The organism is Microbacterium neimengense (assembly GCF_054782995.1).
The window spans coordinates 536,200-558,033 of record NZ_BAAGRK010000015.1; the positions used below are offsets into that span (position 1 = coordinate 536,200).

Here is a 21,834-nt window from a genome sequence, read left to right on the forward strand (position 1 = left end):
CGCGAACGGATCGGGCCGGAGCGATACCGCCGATGCGCAGCAAAACCGTAGGCTGGAGGTCTCGCCCGTGTCGCCAGCAGCGATGCCGCGCCTTTCACACCCTCACCCCATGGGAGCAACGCAGTGCCTGGAGAGAACCTCACCCGGATCGAGGCGCAGGAGCGCCGCGCGGTCGTCGACACCGAGTCGTACGAGATCGCGCTGGATCTGACCACGGGAGCGGAGCTGTTCCGCTCGACCAGCACCATCCGATTCGCCGCCACCGAGGGCGCTTCGACCTTCGTCGACCTCATCGCCGAGCGCGTGCACCGCATCACGCTCAACGGCGTCGACATCGACGCCTCTGCCTTCGCGGACTCCCGCATCCAGCTGGAGAACCTCGCCGCCCACAATGTGCTGACCGTCGACGCCGACGCGCGCTACACGAACAGCGGCGAGGGTCTGCACCGGTTCGTCGACCCCGTCGACGGCGAGGTGTATCTCTACTCCCAGTTCGAGGTGCCCGATTCGCGGCGCGTGTTCGCCGTGTTCGAACAGCCCGACCTGAAGGCGACGTTCCAGTTCACGATCACGGCTCCCGCCCGGTGGCAGGTCGTCTCCAACTCGCCCACGCCCGAGCCCGCTCCCGCGGGCGACGGCATCGCGACGTGGACGTTCGAGCCGACGCCGCGGATCTCGTCGTACATCACGGCGCTCATCGCCGGTCCCTACGAGGTCACGCGCTCCGAGCTCACCAGCTCGTCGGGCCGTGTCATCCCCCTGGGCGTGTTCGCCCGCAAGAGCCTCTGGCAGTACCTCGACGCCGACTACGTGTTCGAGAAGACCCGCCAGGGCTTCGCGTACTTCGAGGAGAAGTTCGGCGTCGCCTATCCGTTCGCGAAGTACGACCAGCTGTTCGTGCCCGAGTTCAACGCCGGCGCCATGGAGAACGCGGGCGCGGTGACCTTCACCGAGACCTACGTCTTCCGCAGCAAGGTCACGGATGCGGTCAAGGAGCGTCGTGTCGTCACGATCCTCCATGAGCTGGCCCACATGTGGTTCGGTGACCTCGTCACCATGAAGTGGTGGAACGATCTCTGGCTGAACGAGTCGTTCGCCGAGTGGGCGTCGACGATCGCCACCGCCGAGGCCACCGAGTGGACCGAGGCGTGGACGACGTTCAACGCGATGGAGAAGTCCTGGGCCTATCGCCAGGACCAGCTGCCGTCCACGCACCCCGTCGTCGCGGAGATCAACGACCTCGAGGATGTCCAAGTCAACTTCGACGGCATCACCTACGCCAAGGGGGGCTCGGTCCTGAAGCAGCTCGCCGCGTGGGTCGGCGTCGAGGCGTTCTTCGCCGGCGTGTCCGCCTACTTCCAGAAGCACGCGTGGGGCAACACCGAGTTGCCCGATCTGCTGACGGAGCTGGAGACCACCAGCGGCCGCGATCTGTCGGGCTGGTCCAAGAAGTGGCTGGAGACGGCCGGCGTCAACACGCTCACCCCCGCGGTGGACGAGTCCGTGGACGGCACGATCAGCAAGTTCTCCATCATCCAGACGGCTCCGGCTGACTACCCCACCATCCGTCCGCACCGTCTCGGCATCGGCTTCTACGACTTGCAGGGCGACGCTCTCGTGCGCGTGCACCACGTCGAGCTCGACGTCGACGGCGACCGCACCGACGTCGCCGAGCTCGTCGGCCACCGCCGCCCCGACCTCATCCTGCTCAACGACGACGACCTGGCCTATGCCAAGATCCGTCTCGACGACCGTTCGCTGGCCACAGCGGTCGCGCACCTGTCGAAGATCAGCGACCCGCTCGCCCGCTCCCTTGTCTGGGGCGCCGCCTGGGACCAGACACGGGACGCGGAGGCGTCGGCCTCCGAGTACGTGCAGCTCGTCCTCGGCAACATCGCCACCGAGACGGAGTCGACCACCGTCCGCACGACTCTCGCCCAGCTACAGCTGACGGCGAACTCCTACGTCGATCCCGCGAAGCGCGATGCCACGCGTGTCGCCGTCGCCGACGGCCTCTGGGAGCTCGCGCAGGGCGCGGCGTCCGGAAGCGACAGCCAGCTGCAGTTCGTCACCGCCTTCGCCTCGGCCGCGGCGACGCCGGAGCACTTCGGGCGCGTGCGGAGCCTGCGCGACGGTGAGCTCGTCCTCGACGGTCTCGACATCGACGCAGATCTGTCCTGGGCGCTGCTCGTCTCACTCGCTGCGGGCGGACTCGTCACGACGGCGGACATCGATGCCGCCCTCGCCGCGGACAACACGGCCAAGGGCGGCGAGTTCGCCGCCCAGGCGAAGGCCGCGCTGCCGACGGCGGAGGCCAAGCAGGCCGCCTGGGACGCTCTGGTCGGCTCCGACGACCTGCCCAACACCGTCGTCCGCTCGGCCGCTGCGGGCTTCACCCACCCGGCCGGTCGCGACCTGCTGACCCCTTTCGTGTCGACCTACTTCGACATGCTGCTGCCGGTCTGGGAGTCTCGCAGCTACCAGATCGCGAACTACCTGATCGTGGGCCTGTACCCGGCACTCCTCGCCGACATCGCGCTGCGCGACGCGACGCGCACCTGGCTCATCGAGAACCGCGAAGCACCGGCAGCGCTGCGCCGTCTGGTCGCAGAGAACCTCGCCGGCGTCGAGCGCGCCCTCTCCGTCCAGGAGGCGGACGCCTGATCGGCTGAGCCGAACGCCCCGTCGATCCCGCGTCGACGGGGCGTTCTGCCGTCTCCGCCCGTGGAACGAGGCGCAGCGGGCGAGATCGGTACCACAGGGGGACGCGGCGACCATGCGCCCGCTCGTAGCGTGGAGCCATGATCGTCGCAGAGAACCTCACCAAGCAGTTCGGAGACAAGCACGCCGTCTCCGATGTCAGCTTCACCGTCCAACCCGGCAAGGTCACCGGCTTCCTCGGACCGAACGGCGCGGGCAAGTCCACCACGATGCGGATGATCGTGGGACTCGACCGTCCGACCCACGGCAACGTGACCGTCGACGGCGAGGACTACCGCGCGATGCGCTCGCCGCTCACCCGGGTCGGTGTCCTCCTGGATGCCAAGGCCGTGCACACCGGGCGCTCCGCCCGCAACCACCTGAGGGCGCTCGCGGCCACGCACGGGATCCCGACCTCCCGTGTCGACGAGGTCATCGCGCTGACGGGCCTCGAATCGGTCGCCAAGAAGCGTGCGGGCGGGTTCTCGCTCGGCATGGGCCAGCGCCTCGGTATCGCGGCGGCGCTCCTCGGCGACCCGCAGACGCTGATCCTCGACGAGCCGGTCAACGGTCTCGACCCCGAGGGCGTGCGCTGGGTGCGCCAGTTCGTGCGCCACTACGCGAGCGAGGGACGCACGGTCCTGCTGTCCAGCCACCTCATGAGCGAGATGGCGATCACCGCCGACCACATCATCGTGCTCGGCAAAGGCCGTGTCCTGGCCGACGCGCCCGTGTCGCAGCTGGTCTCGGAATGGACGAGCACCCGCATCCGCCTGCGCAGCCCGCGACTCGCGGAGCTCATCCCCCTCATCTCGGGAGCGGGTATCGAGATCACCCAGACCGAGCCCGGAGCCGCCGACGTCGTCGGCGCGCTACCCGAAGCCGTCGGCGACGCTGCGGCAGCGGCCGGCATCCCCCTTCACGAGCTGAGCCCGCAGAGCGGTTCGCTCGAAGACGCCTACCTCGCCCTCACCGGCGAATCCGTCGAGTACAAGAGCAAGGAAATCGCATGAGCGCCACCACTGCCCCCGCCCCCGCACGTCGCGTCCCGGCGACGGACGGCGCATACCGCCTCTCCTTCCCGCGCCTCGTGCGCAGCGAGACGCTCAAGCTCGTGACGCTGCGCTCGCCATGGTGGTCGATCGCGATCGTCGCCGTGCTCTCGATCGGTTTCTCCCTCCTGATGGCGTGGGCGATCACGAGCTTCGACGGCGGCCCGCAGGGCGACGACGGCTCGCTGGCCACGATGGTGGTCCTCGCGCCCACCACCTTCACGATGCTGCTCGCCGTGATCCTGGGCGCCATCCAGGTCACCGGTGAGTACTCGACCGGGATGATGCGCTCGACCCTCACGGCGGCGCCCGGACGACTCGGGTCGCTCTTCGCGAAGACCGTCGTGGTCGCCGGGTTCGTGTTCGTGTCCAGCATCATCATCTTCGCCATCGCCGCTGCGGCGACCGCGCCGATCATGGCCCGCAAGGACCTCGGGCTCGACTTCTCCAACCCGGAGGTCTCGTTGCTTCCGCTGCTCGCCGGCGCGCTGACCATGGCCGTCATCGCGATCATCGGCGTCGCGACGGGCTACATCCTCCGCAACGGCCCGGGCGCGATCGCCCTCGGCGTGGGTCTCGTGTTCGTCCTGCCCATCGTCCCGGCCTTCTTCGCCGCACTTCCGGGCTGGGAGTGGATCCAGGATGCCGCACGCTTCCTTCCCTCGAACGCCGGCCAGCTTCTCATGGGTACCGGGGGCGGGAGCAACGCGCTCGAGCCCTGGGCCGCGAGCCTCACCCTCGCCGCATGGGTGGTCGTTGGCCTCGTCGGCGCGGGCGCGGTTCTGAAGACCCGCGACGCGTAGAGTCGAGCGGATGAGCGCGAGCAGTCAGGCCGTCGCCGGGGCGGAGAGCTCTCCCCCCGACGACGGCCTGCTGCTGCCTCGTCCTCCCGGAGCCGTCCGCCGGTACTGGGCACGGCATCCGCGTTTCGCGGACACCCTCGTCGCCTTCTTCGCCTTCGTCCTCTCCGGACCAGGCCTGGTGGCCGCGGCTCCGATGGATCCCAGGTGGGCTCCGTTCGGGATCATCGTGTCCATCGCGGTACCGGCGAGCACCGCGATCGCCCTGCTCTGGCGACGGCGCTTCCCGCTCGTCGTGTTCCTGATCGCCGCACTCCCCTACTTGTTCGCGCCGTATCCCATGCTTCCCAGCGGTGTCGCGCTGGCGATCGCCGTCTACTCACTGTCGGTCTACCGCTCGAGCAAGGCCGCGTGGGCGAGCTCCGGCATCATCAGCGGCGCCCTCGTGATCTCCGGTCTTTTCCGTGTGGTGCTCGGCGAGAGCTGGTCGAGCGCCATCGGCGCGACCATCGCCACCATGGTCATGCTCCTGATCGGAGCGCTCTTCGGCGCGAACGTGGGCGGGCGCAAACGCTACGTCGAAGCCCTCATCGAGCGCTCCCGTCAGCTCACGATCGAGCGTGATCAGCAGGCACAGCTCGCCACAGCGGCCGAACGCACGCGAATTGCGCGTGAGATGCACGACATCGTGTCGCACTCGCTCACGGTCATCGTGGCGCTATCGGAGGGCGTCGCCGCCACGACCGACACCGAGCGCGCCCGCTCCGCCGCCCGCACCACCGCCGACACCGCCCGCGGCGCGCTGACCGAGATGCGAGCGATGCTCGGCGTCCTGCGCACGGATGACACCGGCAGCGCGCCGCTCGCGCCTCTCACCGCCCCCTCCCCGCAGGAGGTCGTCGCCACCGCGCAGGGCGCCGGCTACCCCGTCGTGCTGCGCACGTCCGGCCGCACGAGCACGCATGCGCCGACGACGGAGCTGGCGATCGGACGCGTCGTGCAGGAGGGGATGACGAACGCGATGCGACATGCGCCCCGCGCAACGGAGGCCGTGGTCGAAATCCGCGAGGATCCGGATGCGGTGCGCATCAGAATCACGAACGACGGCGTTGCCCCCGAGCGCGCCGACGACAACCCCGGATTCGGGCTCCGCGGACTCACCGAGCGTGTCACACACGCTGGCGGCACCCTGCGTGCCCGACGCGGCGACGGCACCTGGACGCTCGACGTCTGGCTTCCCACCGAGGAGGACACCCGATGACCGACCCCATCCGCATCCTGCTCGTGGACGACCAGGAGCTCATCCGTCTCGGCTTCCGCATGGTGCTGGACGCCGAAGAGGATCTGCAGGTCGTCGGCGAGGCTGCCGACGGCGCTTCGGCTGTCACGGCCGTCGAGGCCCTGCAGCCCCATGTCGTGCTCATGGACGTGCGGATGCCGGGTGTCGACGGCATCACCGCGACGGAGCGGATCGTCGAAGCGCACCCCGACGCCCGCATCCTCGTGCTCACCACCTTCGATCTCGACGAGTACGCGTTCGCCGCGCTGCGTGCGGGGGCGAGCGGCTTCCTCCTGAAGGACGCCCAACGGCACGAACTCGTCTCCGCGATCCACGCGGTGCACCGGGGCGACGCCACGCTCTCGCCGCGTGTGACGCGCCGCATGATCGAGCTCCTGGGCACACCGCCCGTGCGCAACGCGGCACCCGACCCGACCGAGACGCTGACCGAGAGAGAGCGCGAGGTATTCCTTGCGATGGCGCAGGGCGCCACGAACGCCGAGATCGCTGCGACCCTGTTTCTGGGCGAGTCCACGGTCAAGACGCACGTCGGCCGCATCCTCGCCAAGCTCGGCGCGAGAGACCGCGTGCAGGCGGTCGTGATCGCCCACCGCGCGGGGCTCGTGGACGGCGGCGCCCAGCCCGGTGAGAGCGGCGGTCGGTAGCATCGAGAGGGTGACGCACACCTTCGTCCTCGATCCGAACGACCCGGACTTCTGGCCACGCATCGGATCGTTCTTCACGACCGCCGGATTCAAGGCCCTCGGCGTCCTTGGGATCATCGTCGGCGCCATCGTTGTCTCCTGGATCCTCCGCGGCGTCATCCATCGGGTCGTGGAGCGGATCGTCTCGGGCGCGAAGAACAAGGCCCAGGTCACCGACACCCAGGCCCTCGATCGGTCCCCGCTCGCCGCGGTGCGTCTGGTTCAGCGCACCCGCACGCTCGGCTCGATCCTGCAGAACATCGTCAACGTGACGATCGTGATCATCGGCGTCATCCTGATCGTCAACACGATCGACTCCGGCATCCTGGGCTCCTTCGCACTGTTGACCGCGGCGATCGGCGCGGGACTCGGCTTCGGCGCTCAGAACATCGTCAAGGACGTGCTCAACGGCATCTTCATCGTCGCGGAGGATCAGGTGGGGATCGGCGACGTCGTCGATCTCGGCCTCGCGACCGGCGTCGTGGAATACGTCAGCGTGCGCGTGACGCACGTTCGCGACGTCAACGGGACGCTCTGGTATGTCCGCAACGGCGAGATCACCCGCATCGGCAACATGTCGCAGGGGTGGTCGCGGGTCATCATCGACCTGTCCGTTCCCGTCGACGCCGATCTGGATGCGGTCGAGAAGGCGATGCTCGACGCTGCCAAGCAGCTCGCCAAAGACCCGAAGTGGCGTACCCGGATCATCGAGCAGCCCGAGATCTGGGGACTCGAGTCCATCTCGGGCGACGCCCTGGTCATCCGCCTCGTGATGAAGACGCGCTCGAACGCCAAGGACGATGTCGCGCGCGAGCTCCGGGTCCGCCTGAAGCGGGCGATGGACGCGATGGGCATCCAGCTGCCGCTGCTGAACTCGATCATGCTGAGCGGGCTCGAGGGCGCGGGTCGCGTGCGCGGCGCCAATCCTCCCCGCACCAAGCCGATCCCCGTCCCGGCCGACGAGCGTCCGGTGTGGCGTCCGAAGCGAACGGGACGCGGCGCACGTGCCTCCGAAGCCGCACCGCAGGGTGAGGCAGTCGCTCCTGCCCCAGCCGCGGATCCATCGACCGGTGACGCGCCGTCGACGGCACCCCGCAAGCCCCGTAAGCCCCGTACCCCGCCCGAGGAGTCCGCATGAGCGAACAGCCGGTCAGCTTCTTCGATCAGGTCGGCGGCCATGCGTTCTTCACGAAGCTCGTGGACGTCTTCTACGAGGGGATCGCCGACGACGACGTTCTGCGGCCCATGTACCCAGAGGCCGACCTCGGCCCCGCCAAGGTGCGCATGCAGACCTTCCTCGAGCAGTACTGGGGCGGACCCACCACCTACAGCGAACAGCGGGGACACCCTCGGCTGCGCATGCGTCACGCGGCATTTCATGTGAACCCGGATGCCCGCGACCGCTGGCTCTCGCACATGCGCCGGGCCGTGGACGCGTGCGAGCTCCCGCCGCTGCTCGAGGCGACGCTGTGGGACTACCTGCAGCGCGCCGCGTATGCCATGGTGAACACGTTCGAGCCCTCAGGAATCGGCCCGGCACCGGGGGCACGGCCCCCTCTGTCCGTTGACCCGGCAGCGCCCACGAAGGAGTGATCGTGACCGCATCCCACCACACCGACGTCCTCGTCGTGGGATGGGGGTTGGCGGGGCTCGTGGCCGCGTGCGAAGCTCTGCGCGTCGGCCGGTCGGTGACGATCGTCGACCAGCAGCCGCGCGTCGATCTCGGCGGTCAGGCCTGGTGGTCGTTCGGCGGTCTGTTTCTCGTCGACTCGCCCGAACAGCGCCGCATGGGCATCAGGGACTCCCCGGAGCTCGCCGAGCAGGACTGGTTCGCCACAGCCGGATTCGACCGGGCCGAGGACGAATGGCCCGCGCGATGGGCCCGGGCGTACCTCGACTTCGCGCACGGCGAGAAGCGCTCGTGGCTCCGCCAGCGCGGGGTCTCGTTCTTCCCGGTGGTGGGCTGGGCCGAGCGCGGCGGGTACACGGCGACCGGCCCTGGAAACTCCGTACCCCGCTTCCACATCACCTGGGGCACCGGTCCGGGCCTGGTCGCTCCCTTCGCCGCGGAGGTCGAGGAGGCCGAGGCGACGGGACGCCTGCGCATCCTCGCGCGCCACCGCGTCACCGCACTGGACACGGCCGACGGCACGGTCACGGGGGCGCGCGGCGACATCCTGGTGCCCGCCGACACCGCCCGCGGCGAAGCGACCCCGCACGAGGTCGTCGGCGAGTTCCAGGTCGAGGCACGAGCCACCATCGTCACCAGCGGCGGCATCGGCGGCAACCACGCCCTCGTCCGCGAGCGCTGGCCGAAGCGGCTGGGGACCCCGCCCCAGGCGATGGTCGCCGGAGTTCCCGCCTATGTCGACGGCGCGATGCTCTCGGTCGCAGAGCACGCGGGAGCGACGCTCATCGGCAGCGACCGGATGTGGCACTACGTCGAGGGCCTGCAGAACTGGGACCCGATCTGGCCGCAGCACGGGATCCGCATCCTCCCAGGCCCCTCCTCCGTCTGGCTGGATGCGACCGGAAAGCGTCTGCCGGTGCCGCTGTTCCCGGGCTTCGACACCCTCGGCACCCTGGCGCACCTGCGCGCCACCGGACACGACCATTCGTGGTTCGTCCTGTCCGAACGCATCGTCGAGAAGGAGTTCACCCTCTCCGGCAGCGAGCAGAACCCCGATCTCACAGACAAGGATCTCTCCCTGCTCGTGCGATCCCGGCTCGGGAAGGGCGCATCGGGTCCGGTCCGCGCGTTCCTGGAGCACGGCGCCGATTTCGTGCGCGCCGACCGGCTCGAAGACCTGCTCGCGGGGATGCGAGCTCTGCCCGGCGGCGATGCGCTCGATCCCGAGCAGGCCCGAAGGGAGATCGAGGCCCGCGACCGCGAGATGGACAATCCGTTCACCAAGGATGCCCAGGTCGCGATGCTGCGCTCCGCGCGGGCGTTCCGCGGCGACCGACTCGTGCGCACAGCCCGGCCGCACCGCATCCTCGACCGCGCAGGCGGCGGCCTGATCGCCGTCAAGCTCCACGTGTTGACGCGCAAGTCCCTCGGCGGGATCCTGACCGACCTCGACTCTCGTGCGCTCGACGCGCAAGGGCAGCCGATCCCGGGGCTCTACGCTGCGGGAGAGGCCGCAGGGTTCGGGGGCGGCGGGGTGCACGGATACCGAGCGCTGGAGGGGACGTTCCTCGGCGGCTGTCTCTTCTCGGGCCGGGCCGCGGGCCGGGCGGCGGGACGCGCCGTCTGAGCCGTCAGATTCCCGTCGTGCGTACCGCCGTCATCCCCGACCGCCTCGGTACGCGCACCAGGATGTGGCCTCGCGAGAGCGAGAGGCGCGTCCATCCCGGGGCCGAGAACAGGCGGGCGTCCTCCTCGCCGAGCACGAACCCCATCGCGACGGCGCCGAAGGCTATGGCCCGCAACTGAGAGCCCAGCGCCTCATCCGGCTCGCCCCACACGCGGAGCCGAGCAGCCCGCACGATCTCCTCACCGGGGTCGCTCGGCAGCGCATCCGCCACGGCGGCCATCCCCCACTGCGCGCGTGCGGCCAGCACGTCCGATGCAATCCGGCCAGACGGCTCCCAACCGGTGCGCGGAGGCGTCACTCCGGTCCATGCGGGCCGCACGGCTGTCTCACCGAGCTCGATCGCCGCGTCCGACGCGGCGCTCAGCTGCGCCGCGGGCACGCTGAGGTCGCACTCGAGCTCAGGGTCGACGGGGAGCACACGCATGGCCAGCACCGTCGGCGTCGCGTCGAGCAGGCCCCGCGATGCCAGCACCGCCGTCGACATCGTCAGCACGCCGCCGTTGCCGCGGAAGTGCACCGCCGCGTCCCGATCGAGCGCTCCGGCTCGCCCGGCGAAGGTCAGTGCGTCCGTCGCGGCCTCGGGATCGGGGAACAGGAGACGAGCGGACACCCCACCTAAACTAGCAACGCGTGCATGCGGCAAGCCGAGGAGAAGCAATGACGAACAGCGATGAACCCACCGCCGGCCCTGACGAACACGCGAGCGACCCGGTCGGCTCCCTCATCGAGGTCCTCTCGATCGCGTCGAGCGATGCGCGCACCACGGAGGACATCTTCACCGGCGACTCGCACGCCATGCCCCTCGGACGCATCTACGGCGGACAGGTCCTCGGACAATCGGTGGTCGCCGCATCCCGCACGGTCTCCGAGGACCGCCCCATCCACTCGATGCACGGGTACTTCCTGCGCCCCGGGGACTCCTCCCGGGGGCTGACGTTCTCGGTGGATCGCCTCCGCGACGGCCGTTCCTTCTCGGCGCGCCGCACGCAGGCGTATCAGGAGGGCGTGCCGATCTTCTCGATGATCGCCTCGTTCCAGACCGACGATGCGGGCCTCGACCATGCCGAGCCGATGCCCGACGTGCCGGCGCCGGAGGCGCTCGTGCCACAGGAATCGGACCAACTGCATCCTCTGTCGATGCGCAGTATCAGCCAGCTGCCGGTCGAGGTCCGCCACGTGCCGGGGACGCTGTTCGAGAGCGAAGCGGTGACCCCCGAACCGCACCAGAGCGTGTGGATGCGGCTGCGCCGACCGCTGCCGGCCGATCCCCTGCTGCATCGCGCGATGCTCGCCTATCTCTCGGACATGACCATTCAGGAGTCGATCCTGCGCGCGCACGGGCTGACGTGGCGCACACCCCGCCTCAATGTGGCCAGCCTCGATCACGCGATGTGGTGGCACCGTCCCGCCGCCGTCGACGACTGGCTGCTCTATACGCAGGACTCCCCCAGCGCACGAGGCGGGCGAGGGCTTGCCACCGGCCGCATCTATACGCGCGAAGGCGACCTGGTCGCGAGTGTCGCGCAGGAGATCATGGTGCGTGTCCCTCCGCCGCACATCCCTCCCGCGTGACACCGCCCACCGCCCACCGCGAGACTGCATTTTGAGCACGAGATCACGGGTAATACCCGTGATCTCGTGCAGGAGATGCAGTCTCGCGGGAAGAGGTGTCCTAGCGGCGTCGGGAGTAGGCGATGGGCTGGCCCAGGTAGGGTTCCCAGGCCTCGCGCATCCGCTCGGTGAGCCGCATGGGCCGACCCGTGACGGCATCGACCGTGACGACGACCGCAGAAGATCGGGCGTAGAGCGTTTGAGGCTGCTCGCCCGTCAGCGGGCTGAACACCTCGTAGCAGACCTCCATGCTGGACCCGCCGAGGCTCCCGAACCACAGCTGCACATCGAGCGGCGCACGCTGGTACGGCACCGGATGCAGGTACTCGATCTCCTGGCGCGCGATGAGCGTGAGCACGCCGGCCGCGGCCCCGGCCGGGACGACCGCGGTCGGGTACTGCGGCTCTGCGTCGTCCGCCTCCCAGAATGCACGCACGCGCGCCTCCTCCAACAGCTTGAGCATGGAGGTGTTGTTGACGTGGTTGAACGCGTCGAGGTCTCCCCACCTCAGATGGATGGGCACGTGGAGCCGACGCTCGCCCTCGGTCATGGTTGCTCCCACTCCTCGAATGCAGAACGCGGATCGCCCGTGATGGGCGATCCGCGTTCGGGGTCAGTCGCGCGTCAGCTTGCGGTGCGTCGAACGGTGCGGGTTGGCCGCATCCGGACCGAGCCGCTCGATCTTGTTCTGCTCGTACGCCTCGAAGTTGCCCTCGAACCAGTACCACTGGGCGGGGTTCTCGTCGGTGCCCTCATAGGCCAGGATGTGGGTCGCGATGCGGTCGAGGAACCACCGGTCGTGTGTGATGACGACGGCACAGCCGGGGAACTCCAGCAGCGCGTTCTCGAGCGAGCTCAGGGTCTCGACGTCGAGGTCGTTGGTCGGCTCGTCGAGCAGCAGCAGGTTGCCGCCCTCCTTGAGCGTCAGGGCGAGGTTCAGACGGTTGCGCTCACCGCCGGAGAGGACGCCGGCCTTCTTCTGCTGGTCCGGCCCCTTGAACCCGAACTTGGAGACGTAGGCGCGAGACGGGATCTCGGTCTTGCCCACCGTGATGATGTCGAGTCCGTCGGAGACGACCTCCCACAGCGTCTTGTTGGGATCGATGTTCGCGCGCGACTGGTCGACATAGCTGATCTTGACCGTCTCGCCGACCTTCAGGTCGCCGCCGTCGAGCGGCTCCAGACCGACGATCGTCTTGAACAGCGTGGTCTTGCCGACGCCGTTCGGGCCGATGACACCGACGATGCCGTTGGGCGGCAGGCTGAAGCTGAGTCCGTCGATGAGAACACGGTCTCCGAACCCCTTGTGGAGCTTCTTCGCCTCGATGACGACGTTTCCGAGGCGGGGACCGGCAGGAATCTGGATCTCCTCGAAGTCGAGCTTCCGCGTGCGCTCCGCCTCCGCCGCCATCTCCTCGTACCGTGCCAGACGCGCCTTCGACTTGGTCTGGCGTCCCTTCGCACTCGAGCGAACCCACTCGAGCTCGTCCTTGAGGCGCTTCGCGAGCTTCGCGTCCTTCTTGCCCTGCACGTCGAGGCGCTCGGCCTTCTTCTCGAGATACGTCGAGTAGTTGCCTTCGTAGCCGATCAGGCGGCCGCGGTCGACTTCAGCGATCCACTCCGCGACGTTGTCCAGGAAGTAGCGATCGTGGGTGATCGCGATGACGGCGCCCTTGTAGGACTGCAGGTGCTGCTCGAGCCACAGCACGCTCTCGGCGTCGAGGTGGTTGGTGGGCTCGTCGAGCAGGAGCAGGTCCGGCTTCTGGAGCAGCAGCTTCGCGAGCGCGACGCGGCGGCGCTCACCACCGGAGAGCGGGCCGATCGCGGCGTCGCCGGGCGGGGTGCGCAGCGCATCCATCGCCTGCTCGAGCTGCGAGTCGAGGTCCCAGCCGTCGGCGGCGTCGATCTCCTCCTGCAGCACGCCCATCTCGGCCAGCAGCGCGTCGAAGTCCGCGTCGGGATCGGCCATCAGGCCCGAGATCTCGTTGAAGCGATCGAGCTTGGCCTTGATCGCGACACCGTCCTGGATGTTCTCCAGCACGGTCTTCGTCTCGTCGAGCTCGGGCTCCTGCATCAGGATGCCGACGCTGTAGCCGGGACTCAGCTTCGCCTCGCCGTTGGAGGGCTGGTCGAGACCGGCCATGATCTTGAGGATCGTCGACTTACCGGCGCCGTTCGGGCCGACCATGCCGATCTTCGCACCGGGGAGGAACGCCATCGTGACGTCGTCGAGGATGAGCTTCTCTCCGACCGCCTTGCGGGCACGGACCATGGAGTAGATGTATTCGGCCATATCCGCTCCAGTCTAGACGGCGCTCACCAGCCCCGCCGCCGGTCTACCAGTCGATGGCGCGGGTGCGACCGATCAGACACGTGCCGTCGGGAAGGCCCGGCTCGACCACGGTCACCGCCTCCCGCGTTGCGGGTCCCACCTGCCCGATCAGGCACTCCTCACCCCAACGCACCGAGAACTGAATGCTCTCGGCCGGGTTGTTCACCGTCGACTGATCCGGGGTCACCTGCATCGCCGCCTTATCGAAGCCGGCCGCCGTGAGGGCGTCGACATAGGCCCGCCCCGAGACCTGCTCCGGGCCGGCCCAGACCGCATCCACCACGCTCGTGAACAGCGGCAGATTGTCATCGGCCGAGCCCTCCGGGACGAGAGTCGGCGTCGGGCTCGGAGCCGGGGTCGTGGCGGTGGGTGTCGAGACCGACACGGTCGGGGTCGGCTCGGGTGACGGCGTGCACGCCGCCAGCACCACGGCGCCGGCCGCGGCCACGAGAACGAGGGCGGACAGTCGGACGGCGCGGGGCGGGGTCACGGGGCCAGTTTAGGCATCAGAACGGGGTCGACCCGACGCCCACCTCTTCACTCACCGCACCGGGCGCCGCCCACCCGTCGTCGTCGACCGGACCCGCGAGGGGGCTGGGGTCGTGCCCGGCGGAGTCCTCCGACCGTGCGGCGGTGCGCGTGTAGACGGTCGTGCCCCACCGCAGGTCATGACCCACCGCCTCCGCCTCGATCTCCGCCAAGACGCCCTTCTTCGTGTCGGTCTCCCACTCCTGCAACGAGAATCGACCGCTCACGACGACCCGCTCGCCCGATCCGATCGATCGGTGGATGTTCTCGGCCAATCCGCGATAGGCGTTCACGCGGTACCAACTGGTGTTTCCGTCGACCCACTGCGACGTCTGCTTGTCCTGACGACGTTCGGTCACGCCGACGCGGAAGCTGACGACCGCGACGCCGGAGGGCATCCGCCGCAGCTCGGGCGTCGCGGCCACGTTGCCGACGATCGTGATGCGTTCCTTCATGGTGTGTCTCCTCTCGATCGGGCACACAGAAGACGCTGCGGCGCCCGGGTGCCCGACGGGCGCCGCAGCGAAGACAACTGTGCCGGTCCGATCGGATCGCCACCCTCTCGGTCGACCCGGATGCGGCGGACCCGCCGTCCGCATTCCGCTGGGGAGGAGCGAGGATGCCATGTCGGCGGCCATCGCTAGCGTCAGTGCACGGGAGGCACAACCGATGAACGCACCGACGAAGACCCCGACCGAGCCGGCTCTGGTCGCTCTCGGACTGGATCGATGGCGCGTACTCGATGCCGCAGGGGTCGTGATCGGCGTGGTCGATGCGCTCTCGTGCACGGAGGGAATGCGTTACCGTGCTCGTCGCTACCGGTGGTCCTCGCGCGCTTTCATCGACGTCGGCGAGTTCTGGCGACGTGATGACGCCGTTGCTGTGCTCCGACGCGGTTGAGTCTTCACACGACCGCGTCGAGCGCACCCTCCCTCACGGGAGATGCTCCCCCGACGGTCCGCCGCCACGCGTGAGCGATGCCCTCGACGGCGCGCTCGAGGTCGGACGCGCCAGCGGTGAACGGGATGCGCAGATTCTTCTCGAAACCTCCGTCCACGCCGAAACGGGGTCCTGCGGAAAGGAGGATGCCCTCGGCGCGCGCGGCGAGCACGAGCGCGCTGCTGAAAGGTCGATCGAGCTCCACCCACAACGCCACGCCGCCGTCGACCGCCGGTACCGTCCACTCGGGAAGCTGCTCCGCCAGGGCTGCGCTGACCGTATCGCGTCCGGTGCGCAGCAGATGCGCGCGCTGCTCGATGACCTGGGGCAGATGAGGCAGGAGGAGCGTCGCGACGTGTTGCTCCCAGTCGGGGGTTCCGAGCTCGATAGGAAAGCGGGCCGCGATGAGCCGACGGATGAGTTCCTCATCCGCCCGGATCCAACCGACGCGGAGGCCGCCCCAGACCGTCTTGCCGAACGAACCGACACGCACGATCTGCTCGTCCTGAGGGTCCGCCGCGAACGGGGGCGGCTCGATCGCACGGTCGATATCGAGATCGGCCGTGGTCTCGTCGACGATGAGCGTCGTTCCCGCACGCTCGGCTGCCGAGACGAACAGCTCGCGCTCGACGCCTGTCATCGAGCGGCCCGTCGGATTCTGGAAGTCGGGCATCAGGTACGCGAGACTCGGGCGGACACGCGCGAACACCTGCTCGGCGCGGTCCAGATCCCACCCCTCATCGGGGGTGACCGGAACGCTCACCAGCCGAGCACCGGCGGAGCGAAGCGCTTCGGCCGCGTGCGGATACGTCGGACTCTCGATCAGCACCCGATCGCCGCGGCGCACCAGGACGGTCGCCAGGAGGTGCAGGGCGCTCTGCGCCCCACTCGTGATGAGGATCTCTGCCGACGTGGTGGGAATGCCGCGCCGCGTGTACTGGTCGGCCAACGCGACGCGTAGTTCCTCGCGTCCGACGACGTCATAACCGGGGCGCGCAAGGAGAGCCGGTGCCTGCGTCGCGGCTTCGGCGAAGACACCGGCCAGCCCGGGCCACGCCGCAGGACTGGCCTGCTGGAGGTCGATGGCGCGAGGGTCGGAGATCGTCCTGGTAGCGGCGCGCTGCGGAGCTCCCTGCGTGACACTGCCCGAACCGCGCAGGCTCCGAATGTGGCCGCTGTCGCGAAGACTCCGGTACGCGGCCGCGATTGTCGTCCGGCTGACGCCGAGCACGGCGGCGAGTTCCCGCTCCGCGGGCAGCGCGGTCCCGGCAGGAAGGCGATTGTCGAGACAGAGGAGCCGGATCCCGTCGGCCAGAGCCTCGTACGCGGGTTCGCTCGTGCGCCATCCACCCAGCCGCGCTGCCAGCGCACGCGCGCTCACTCGGGAATCCATGCAAGCCAGTCTATCGAGATTGGCATCTTTGCCGGAAGCCAATCTCAGGGTGTTCTAGAGGACATGACCTCTCGATTGATCCGCCTCGTCGTCGGCTTGGCGATCTACGGCGCAGGCGAAGCGCTCATCGTTCGCGCTGGTCTCGGCGTGGATCCGTGGACGGTTCTCGCCCAGGGGATCTCGCTGCACACCGGCTGGGGCATCGGCTGGATCGTCAACCTCCTGGGACTGGCCGTCATGCTCGCCTGGATCCCGCTGCGCCAGCGACCGGGCGTTGGCACTCTCGCCAACATCCTCCTGCTGGGAACGAGCATGCAGATCGTGCTGGATCTCGTGCCCGACGCCCACGGCATCGTCACCCAGGTCCTGGCGCTGCTCGGCGGCATCGTGCTGGTCGCCTTCGCTACCGGTCTATACATCAGCGCGGGGCTCGGACCCGGACCGCGCGACGGGCTGATGACCGGCCTCCACACGCGCTTCGGCATTCCCATCTGGGTTGCCCGCGCCAGCATCGAGCTGACGGTGCTCGGCGCAGGCTGGTTGCTCGGCGGCACCGCGGGTCTCGGAACCGTCGCCTTCGCACTCCTCATCGGCCCCCTCGTGCACCGCGCCCTGCCGCTGCTGGCGCGCCGTCCGCGCGGGGCGCGGGTGGCGATCAGTGCTGACGGAACTCCGGCCACGCCGAGCCGGGCTTGAGGTGCGCGCGCAGCGCGCCCTTCGCGATCTCCATGCTGGGATAGCTGCCGAGATGCTCGTCCGCGCCGCTCATCGTGACGACATAGCCCCCGGCGTCCTTGCGGATGCTGCCCACCACACCGGTGTTCCCGTAGGCCACCCATAGCGCTTCGGTCGTGCTCATGCCGAACCTCCTCGTCCGTGTGGGGCCGACGCTACGCCGTCCGGCGGTCGGGCACCAGGCCCGTCGCGCTACGCTGGAGGATGCGGCCCCCCGTAGCTCAGCGGATAGAGCAGGAGCCTTCTAATCTCTTGGTCGCAGGTTCGATTCCTGCCGGGGGGACCACCGTCTCCGACCCGTCCGCGTCGGAACACACGAGGAGGAGTGCACGTGAGTACGACCGATGGCGACCGACTGGTGTGGATCGACTGCGAGATGACGGGTCTCGACCCGCAGATCGACGAGCTCGTCGAGATCGCGATCGTCGTCACCGACTTCGAGCTCAACGTCCTGGACGAGGGGTTCCAGATCGTCATCCGCCCCGACGCTTCCGCACTGGCGAACATGAACGACTTCGTCACCGAGATGCACCGATCCTCCGGGCTCCTCGATGAGATTCCCGCCGGTGTGAGCGTCGCCGAGGCCGAGTTCCAGGCACTCGAATACGTCCAGCGTTTCGCGCCGATCGAGGGCAAGGCACCGCTCGCGGGCAACACCATCGGCACGGACCGCGCCTTTCTCGCCCGCTACATGCCCCGACTCGATCGGTGGCTGCACTACCGCAACGTCGATGTCTCCAGCATCAAGGAACTCTCGCGCCGCTGGTATCCGCGGGTGTATTTCAACGCACCTGCCAAGAACGGCGGACACCGGGCCCTCGCCGACATCCGGGAATCCATCCGGGAGCTGGCCTACTACCGCGAAGCGGTCTTCGTCGCGCAGCCCGGCCCGTCGAGCGACGACGCGAAGTCCGTCGCGGCTCACGTGGTGTCATCATTTGCCTCCGAGGTGTGAGAGAATCGTTTGGTTGCCCGCGAGAGCGGGACACATGGTGGCTATAGCTCAGTTGGTAGAGCACCGCGTTGTGGTCGCGGGGGTCGCGGGTTCAAGCCCCGTTAGCCACCCCACTTTCTTCCTCCGCTGCGAGGCAGGGTCGTCTGATGCTTGAGATGGATCACGAGAGCTTCGAACGGCTTGTCGTCGAGGAACTCGACCGCCTCCCCGACGACATGGTCGACGGGCTCGACAATGTGGTCTTCGTGGTCGAAGACCGCGCGGACGACGTCCAGGGCGAGCTGTTCGGGCTCTACGACGGCTGGGCGCTGACCGAACGCGACCGCTACGGCGTCGGCGAGCTGCCGGATCGGATCGTGGTGTACCGCGAGCCGCACCTGAACGCCTGCGCTGACGAGATGGAGCTTCGCGACGAGGTGCACACGACTCTCGTTCACGAGATCGCGCACTTCTACGGAATCGATGACGCACGATTGCACGAGCTGGGGTGGGCATGATGGCCGCACTGGCGAGTCCCGAGATCGACGAAGCGGTCGATCGCGACGTCGCCGGCGCTCTCGACCCCCACTGGCAGACCGTGGTGTGGAACGACCCCGTCAACCTGATGAGTTACGTCGTCCGCGTCTTCCGCGAGTACTTCGGCTTCTCCCGAGAGGAGGCCACGCGACTCATGATGGCGGTGCACAACGACGGACACGCCGTCGTCGCGGAAGGGATGCGGGAGCAGATGGAGCTGCACGCACAGGCGATGCACGACTACGGGCTCTGGGCCACCGTCCGACGGGTGCCCGGCGCATGAGCGACCTGGTCATCCTCTCCTTCACGCGCGTCGAAGCGGTCCACCTGCGCGGTCTCGTGGGGCAGTTCGTGGATCTCCTGTCGGACGCGGATGCCGCATCCGACCCGGCGGTCGCACGTCTGACACCCTCGGCCTATCCCGACGACGCTGCGTCGGCGGATCAGTTCCACGCGGCGACCCGGGCGGACCTCCTGCGTCGGAGAAACGCGGAGGCGGGCACTGTCCTCGCGGATCTCGCGAGCGCGGGAGAGCTGGACCCTTCCGACGACGATGCTTTCGACGAGGCGCTTGCGCAGATGGAGATCTCGCTCGAGCCTCGCCAGGTGGCCGCGTGGATGCGCACGCTCAACGCCGTGCGCCTTGTCCTGGCCGCACGGCTCGGCATCGACGACGAGGACGACCACCCGGGCGACGACCCCCGCTTCGGCGTGTATGAGTGGCTCGGCTATCGGCTCGAGCTTCTGATCGCGGCGACCGACGACCTCTGACTCACGCGCGGACGATGTGCGTCGCGAGCGACCGAGGCCCGTTCTGGCGCAGATGATCTTGTTCCTGCGTGGCCCATCGCTCCCAGTGGGGCTCGTAGGTGGCGCCATCCCGTCGCAGAGCCCGCTCGCGTCGCACCGCGTCGTCCGCCTCGACCCAGACGCGCACCGGCGCGAGAGCGGCCGCCGCCGGAGTCAGAATGCCCGCGCCCTCGATGATCAGGGGCGTGCCCGGCGCGACCTCGTGCCACGCGGACGGTTCGTCCGTCTCCCAGTTCCAGCCCTGCCACCGGCCCGCCCGTCCCTGCGCCAGCGGTACCAGCACACCGCTGATCGCGGCATCCGCGCCCCGGCGCAGACCATCCCAGCCGGGATAGATCTGGTCGAGCGAGAGCACAGTGAAAGACGGGAGGGCATCGGTGAGTTCACGCGCGAGCGTCGTCTTGCCCGCACCGGAGCGTCCGTCGATGACGACGAGACGTGTCGGGCCCGAGGCGTCGACGGACGCGGCGATGTCGGCCAGCGCGGCGCCGACCCGGGGCACGTTACTTCTTGAGAGCGCGGATCACGCGGCTCAGCGCGCGACCGGCGACGAAGACGAACGGGATCGCCACCGCGAGCAGCGACACCAGGTTCGGCTCGAAGCGCAGATCGTCGCCCTTGCGGATGTAGGCGCCCAGCGGAACGGAGTAGCCACCACCGCCGCCACCCTCATTGCCGCTGCCGTCGGAGCCGCCCCCGAAACCGTGCCACGACAGTGCGACCGGGATGAAACGCACGCCGTCGACGTCCTGCTGCTCACCGTAGACGGAGGTGACGCCGAGGGATGCGGACTGCTTACCGAGATCGAGAACGAAGTTGGCCATGCCCCCACGCTAACGCCACAAACTCACGACACCTACGCCTTGACTCAGTCCAGCCGTGGTGGACGGGGGTGCGAAGGCAGGGAGCCACCGGCGCGCGGCGCGCCCAGCAGCGCCGCGCGGGTCACCGCCCCGCGGCCGAAACGACTCGATGCGTCGTCGAGGGCTTCCTCCACACGCCGCCATTCCGCGTCGTCGTCCCAGAGGGTCGCCATCATGCCGGAGGAGCGCAGGTTCTCGCCCCGCACCCCGATGAGCCGAACGGGCAGCGACCGGTCGATACCCGCCAGCAGACGCAGGGCGGCGTCGCCGATCCGCTGGCCCACGGCCGTGGGCTCGGGCAGGGTCACCGATCGGGAAAGGGTGCGGAAGTCCGCGAAACGCACCTTGATGGCCACCGTCGCCGCCTCGACATCGTGCGCCCGAAGCCTGGCACCCACCCGGTCCGCCAGGCGACGCACTTCCGCTCGGAGCACGGTGTCGTCATCGACGTCGTCGTGGAAGGTCTCCTCATGGCCGATACTCTTGTCGATCCGCTCGACGGAGACCTCGCGCGCATCCTCGCCGCGCGCCAGATGCCAGACGCGCTCCCCCATCGCGTTCCCCAGGGCCTTCTCGAGCACCGGCAGCGGAGTCTGCAGGACATCGCCGATCGTGCGGATGCCACGGGCTTCGAGGATCTCCGCGGAACGCGGGCCCACGCCCCACATCGCACGAACCGGTCGAGGAGCGAGAAACGCCGCGGTGTCGGCGGCTGCGATGATCAGCAGGCCGTCGGGCTTACTGAGGGTCGAGGCCATCTTCGCGACGTGCTTCGTCGCCGCCGCTCCCACACTGCACACGAGACCTGTGCGCTCGAGCACACGGGCGCGCAGCAGCCGCGCGATCGTCCCGGGACTCCCCCACAGCCGGCGCGAACCGCGCACGTCGAGGAACGCCTCGTCGATGGACAACGGTTCGACCAGAGGAGTGAACTCGCGGAAGATGTCCATCACCTGCGCCGAGATCGCCGTGTACCGATCGAAGCGCGGCGGTACGATCATCGCCGTCGGACACAGACGCATGGCCTGTGAGACCGGCATCGCGGATCGCACACCGTAACGACGCGCCTCGTAGGACGCGCTCGAGACGACGCTGCGACCTTCCGGGGACCCGATGATGAGCGGCTTGCCCGCCAACGACGGATCGTCGAGCACGGCGACAGCGGCATAGAACGCGTCCATGTCGACGTGCAGGATGCCCGCGCCGGTGTCGTCGGCATCGGCCGGCGACACGATGCGCCCGGATCCGTCACCGCGTCCCATGCGTCCATTCTCCCGCGGACCGCCGACATCGCGGTCCG

The 21,834-nt window shown here is 68.9% G+C and carries 25 protein-coding genes and 2 tRNA genes; 17 read left to right on the top strand and 10 right to left on the bottom strand.

Annotated elements, in window-relative coordinates:
• Positions 1-123 precede the first annotated feature (123 nt).
• The 8 genes from pepN (at position 124) to ACYVJS_RS13195 (ending at position 9,792) form a co-directional block, all read left to right on the top strand.
• Positions 124-2,664: an aminopeptidase N gene (gene pepN, locus ACYVJS_RS13160; RefSeq protein ID WP_460740348.1), complete on the top strand. Its 2,541-nt coding sequence runs from the start codon at positions 124-126 to the stop codon at positions 2,662-2,664.
• Positions 2,665-2,801: 137 nt separating this feature from the next.
• Entirely contained in the window at positions 2,802-3,713 is a 912-nt protein-coding gene (locus ACYVJS_RS13165) for an ABC transporter ATP-binding protein (RefSeq protein WP_460740349.1), read from the top strand.
• Positions 3,710-4,555: an ABC transporter permease gene (locus ACYVJS_RS13170; RefSeq protein WP_460740350.1), complete on the top strand. Its 846-nt coding sequence runs from the start codon at positions 3,710-3,712 to the stop codon at positions 4,553-4,555. The genes ACYVJS_RS13165 and ACYVJS_RS13170 overlap by 4 nt, the downstream gene beginning before the upstream one ends.
• Before the next feature lie 10 nt (positions 4,556-4,565).
• Positions 4,566-5,813, top strand: coding sequence for a sensor histidine kinase (locus ACYVJS_RS13175; protein WP_460740351.1), 1,248 nt, complete (start codon positions 4,566-4,568; stop codon positions 5,811-5,813).
• A complete protein-coding gene (locus ACYVJS_RS13180) occupies positions 5,810-6,496 on the top strand; it encodes a response regulator (RefSeq protein ID WP_460740352.1) in 687 nt (228 codons plus the stop codon). Before ACYVJS_RS13175 ends, ACYVJS_RS13180 begins: the two co-directional genes overlap by 4 nt.
• A gap of 10 nt (positions 6,497-6,506) precedes the next feature.
• Positions 6,507-7,673 (top strand): mechanosensitive ion channel family protein, encoded by a 1,167-nt coding sequence (locus ACYVJS_RS13185; RefSeq protein WP_460740353.1) that lies wholly within the window; start codon positions 6,507-6,509, stop codon positions 7,671-7,673.
• Positions 7,670-8,128 carry a globin gene (locus tag ACYVJS_RS13190; RefSeq protein ID WP_460740354.1) on the top strand — a complete coding sequence of 153 codons (459 nt, stop codon included), beginning with the start codon at positions 7,670-7,672 and terminating at the stop codon, positions 8,126-8,128. Before ACYVJS_RS13185 ends, ACYVJS_RS13190 begins: the two co-directional genes overlap by 4 nt.
• A 2-nt stretch (positions 8,129-8,130) precedes the next feature.
• Complete coding sequence (locus ACYVJS_RS13195) at positions 8,131-9,792, top strand: FAD-binding dehydrogenase (protein WP_460740355.1); 1,662 nt, start codon at positions 8,131-8,133, stop codon at positions 9,790-9,792.
• Positions 9,793-9,796: 4 nt separating this feature from the next.
• On the opposite strand, the gene ACYVJS_RS13200 is transcribed toward ACYVJS_RS13195, so the two are convergent.
• Positions 9,797-10,462, bottom strand: coding sequence for a hypothetical protein (locus tag ACYVJS_RS13200; RefSeq protein WP_460740356.1), 666 nt, complete (start codon positions 10,460-10,462; stop codon positions 9,797-9,799).
• 47 nt (positions 10,463-10,509) lie between these two features.
• Between ACYVJS_RS13200 and ACYVJS_RS13205 the strand changes: the two genes are divergently transcribed.
• The gene (locus ACYVJS_RS13205) at positions 10,510-11,424 is read left to right on the top strand and encodes an acyl-CoA thioesterase (RefSeq protein ID WP_460740357.1); all 915 of its coding nucleotides are present in this window, start codon (positions 10,510-10,512) and stop codon (positions 11,422-11,424) included.
• Between the two features lie 100 nt (positions 11,425-11,524).
• Here ACYVJS_RS13205 and ACYVJS_RS13210 read toward each other — a convergent pair whose 3' ends face one another.
• The 4 genes from ACYVJS_RS13210 to ssb form a co-directional block, all read right to left on the bottom strand.
• Positions 11,525-12,013, bottom strand: a complete 489-nt coding sequence (locus ACYVJS_RS13210) for an acyl-CoA thioesterase (protein ID WP_460740358.1) — start codon at positions 12,011-12,013, stop codon at positions 11,525-11,527.
• A gap of 63 nt (positions 12,014-12,076) precedes the next feature.
• Positions 12,077-13,756 (bottom strand): energy-dependent translational throttle protein EttA, encoded by a 1,680-nt coding sequence (gene ettA / locus ACYVJS_RS13215; protein ID WP_137417106.1) that lies wholly within the window; start codon positions 13,754-13,756, stop codon positions 12,077-12,079.
• Between the two features lie 43 nt (positions 13,757-13,799).
• On the bottom strand, positions 13,800-14,285 hold the full coding sequence (locus ACYVJS_RS13220; protein WP_460740359.1) for a DUF6993 domain-containing protein: 486 nt from the start codon (positions 14,283-14,285) through the stop codon (positions 13,800-13,802).
• 16 nt (positions 14,286-14,301) lie between these two features.
• Complete coding sequence (ssb, locus tag ACYVJS_RS13225; RefSeq protein WP_460740360.1) at positions 14,302-14,778, bottom strand: single-stranded DNA-binding protein; 477 nt, start codon at positions 14,776-14,778, stop codon at positions 14,302-14,304.
• Positions 14,779-14,992: 214 nt separating this feature from the next.
• Here ssb and ACYVJS_RS13230 point away from each other — a divergent pair, with 214 nt between their 5' ends.
• A complete protein-coding gene (locus tag ACYVJS_RS13230) occupies positions 14,993-15,223 on the top strand; it encodes a hypothetical protein (protein WP_460740361.1) in 231 nt (76 codons plus the stop codon).
• Between the two features lie 4 nt (positions 15,224-15,227).
• Here ACYVJS_RS13230 and yczR read toward each other — a convergent pair whose 3' ends face one another.
• Entirely contained in the window at positions 15,228-16,655 is a 1,428-nt protein-coding gene (gene yczR, locus ACYVJS_RS13235; protein ID WP_460740362.1) for a MocR-like transcription factor YczR, read from the bottom strand.
• A 63-nt stretch (positions 16,656-16,718) separates the two neighbouring features.
• On the opposite strand from yczR, the gene yczE reads away from it, so the two are divergent.
• Positions 16,719-17,351, top strand: coding sequence for a membrane protein YczE (gene yczE, locus ACYVJS_RS13240; protein WP_460740363.1), 633 nt, complete (start codon positions 16,719-16,721; stop codon positions 17,349-17,351).
• Here the strand turns inward: yczE and ACYVJS_RS13245 are convergent.
• Complete coding sequence (locus tag ACYVJS_RS13245) at positions 17,311-17,514, bottom strand: methyltransferase (RefSeq protein WP_460740364.1); 204 nt, start codon at positions 17,512-17,514, stop codon at positions 17,311-17,313. The genes yczE and ACYVJS_RS13245 overlap by 41 nt on opposite strands.
• Positions 17,515-17,600: 86 nt before the next feature.
• On the opposite strand from ACYVJS_RS13245, the gene ACYVJS_RS13250 reads away from it, so the two are divergent.
• From ACYVJS_RS13250 to ACYVJS_RS13275, 6 genes are all read left to right on the top strand, one after another.
• Positions 17,601-17,676, top strand: a tRNA-Arg gene (locus ACYVJS_RS13250).
• A 45-nt stretch (positions 17,677-17,721) separates the two neighbouring features.
• Complete coding sequence (gene orn, locus ACYVJS_RS13255) at positions 17,722-18,345, top strand: oligoribonuclease (RefSeq protein ID WP_460740365.1); 624 nt, start codon at positions 17,722-17,724, stop codon at positions 18,343-18,345.
• 37 nt (positions 18,346-18,382) lie between these two features.
• Positions 18,383-18,458 (top strand) — tRNA-His (locus tag ACYVJS_RS13260).
• 33 nt (positions 18,459-18,491) lie between these two features.
• Entirely contained in the window at positions 18,492-18,842 is a 351-nt protein-coding gene (locus tag ACYVJS_RS13265) for a metallopeptidase family protein (RefSeq protein ID WP_460740366.1), read from the top strand.
• Entirely contained in the window at positions 18,833-19,144 is a 312-nt protein-coding gene (gene clpS, locus ACYVJS_RS13270) for an ATP-dependent Clp protease adapter ClpS (protein WP_460740367.1), read from the top strand. The genes ACYVJS_RS13265 and clpS overlap by 10 nt, the downstream gene beginning before the upstream one ends.
• Positions 19,141-19,632 carry a DUF2017 family protein gene (locus tag ACYVJS_RS13275; RefSeq protein ID WP_460740368.1) on the top strand — a complete coding sequence of 164 codons (492 nt, stop codon included), beginning with the start codon at positions 19,141-19,143 and terminating at the stop codon, positions 19,630-19,632. Before clpS ends, ACYVJS_RS13275 begins: the two co-directional genes overlap by 4 nt.
• Before the next feature lies 1 nt (position 19,633).
• On the opposite strand, the gene ACYVJS_RS13280 is transcribed toward ACYVJS_RS13275, so the two are convergent.
• The 3 genes from ACYVJS_RS13280 to dinB are packed head-to-tail and all read right to left on the bottom strand — an operon-like array spanning position 19,634 to position 21,796.
• A complete protein-coding gene (locus ACYVJS_RS13280) occupies positions 19,634-20,173 on the bottom strand; it encodes a nucleoside/nucleotide kinase family protein (RefSeq protein WP_460740369.1) in 540 nt (179 codons plus the stop codon).
• Position 20,174: 1 nt separating this feature from the next.
• A complete protein-coding gene (locus ACYVJS_RS13285; RefSeq protein WP_460740370.1) occupies positions 20,175-20,495 on the bottom strand; it encodes a hypothetical protein in 321 nt (106 codons plus the stop codon).
• Positions 20,496-20,539: 44 nt separating this feature from the next.
• On the bottom strand, positions 20,540-21,796 hold the full coding sequence (gene dinB, locus ACYVJS_RS13290) for a DNA polymerase IV (protein WP_460740371.1): 1,257 nt from the start codon (positions 21,794-21,796) through the stop codon (positions 20,540-20,542).
• Positions 21,797-21,834: the final 38 nt, after the last annotated feature.

What these genes read in the sequence shown, in the direction of transcription:
- ACYVJS_RS13165 (WP_460740349.1), top strand. Translation starts at nt 2,802, where the DNA reads ATGATCGTCGCAGAGAACCTCACCAAGCAGTTCGGAGACAAGCACGCC.
- ACYVJS_RS13170 (WP_460740350.1), top strand. Translation starts at nt 3,710, where the DNA reads ATGAGCGCCACCACTGCCCCCGCCCCCGCACGTCGCGTCCCGGCGACG.
- ACYVJS_RS13175 (WP_460740351.1), top strand. Translation starts at nt 4,566, where the DNA reads ATGAGCGCGAGCAGTCAGGCCGTCGCCGGGGCGGAGAGCTCTCCCCCC.
- ACYVJS_RS13180 (WP_460740352.1), top strand. Translation starts at nt 5,810, where the DNA reads ATGACCGACCCCATCCGCATCCTGCTCGTGGACGACCAGGAGCTCATC.
- ACYVJS_RS13190 (WP_460740354.1), top strand. Translation starts at nt 7,670, where the DNA reads ATGAGCGAACAGCCGGTCAGCTTCTTCGATCAGGTCGGCGGCCATGCG.
- ACYVJS_RS13205 (WP_460740357.1), top strand. Translation starts at nt 10,510, where the DNA reads ATGACGAACAGCGATGAACCCACCGCCGGCCCTGACGAACACGCGAGC.
- ACYVJS_RS13210 (WP_460740358.1), bottom strand. Translation starts at nt 12,013, where the DNA reads ATGACCGAGGGCGAGCGTCGGCTCCACGTGCCCATCCATCTGAGGTGG.
- ettA (WP_137417106.1), bottom strand. Translation starts at nt 13,756, where the DNA reads ATGGCCGAATACATCTACTCCATGGTCCGTGCCCGCAAGGCGGTCGGA.
- ssb (WP_460740360.1), bottom strand. Translation starts at nt 14,778, where the DNA reads ATGAAGGAACGCATCACGATCGTCGGCAACGTGGCCGCGACGCCCGAG.
- ACYVJS_RS13230 (WP_460740361.1), top strand. Translation starts at nt 14,993, where the DNA reads ATGAACGCACCGACGAAGACCCCGACCGAGCCGGCTCTGGTCGCTCTC.
- yczR (WP_460740362.1), bottom strand. Translation starts at nt 16,655, where the DNA reads ATGGATTCCCGAGTGAGCGCGCGTGCGCTGGCAGCGCGGCTGGGTGGA.
- yczE (WP_460740363.1), top strand. Translation starts at nt 16,719, where the DNA reads ATGACCTCTCGATTGATCCGCCTCGTCGTCGGCTTGGCGATCTACGGC.
- ACYVJS_RS13245 (WP_460740364.1), bottom strand. Translation starts at nt 17,514, where the DNA reads ATGAGCACGACCGAAGCGCTATGGGTGGCCTACGGGAACACCGGTGTG.
- ACYVJS_RS13265 (WP_460740366.1), top strand. Translation starts at nt 18,492, where the DNA reads ATGCTTGAGATGGATCACGAGAGCTTCGAACGGCTTGTCGTCGAGGAA.
- ACYVJS_RS13275 (WP_460740368.1), top strand. Translation starts at nt 19,141, where the DNA reads ATGAGCGACCTGGTCATCCTCTCCTTCACGCGCGTCGAAGCGGTCCAC.
- ACYVJS_RS13285 (WP_460740370.1), bottom strand. Translation starts at nt 20,495, where the DNA reads ATGGCCAACTTCGTTCTCGATCTCGGTAAGCAGTCCGCATCCCTCGGC.
- dinB (WP_460740371.1), bottom strand. Translation starts at nt 21,796, where the DNA reads ATGGGACGCGGTGACGGATCCGGGCGCATCGTGTCGCCGGCCGATGCC.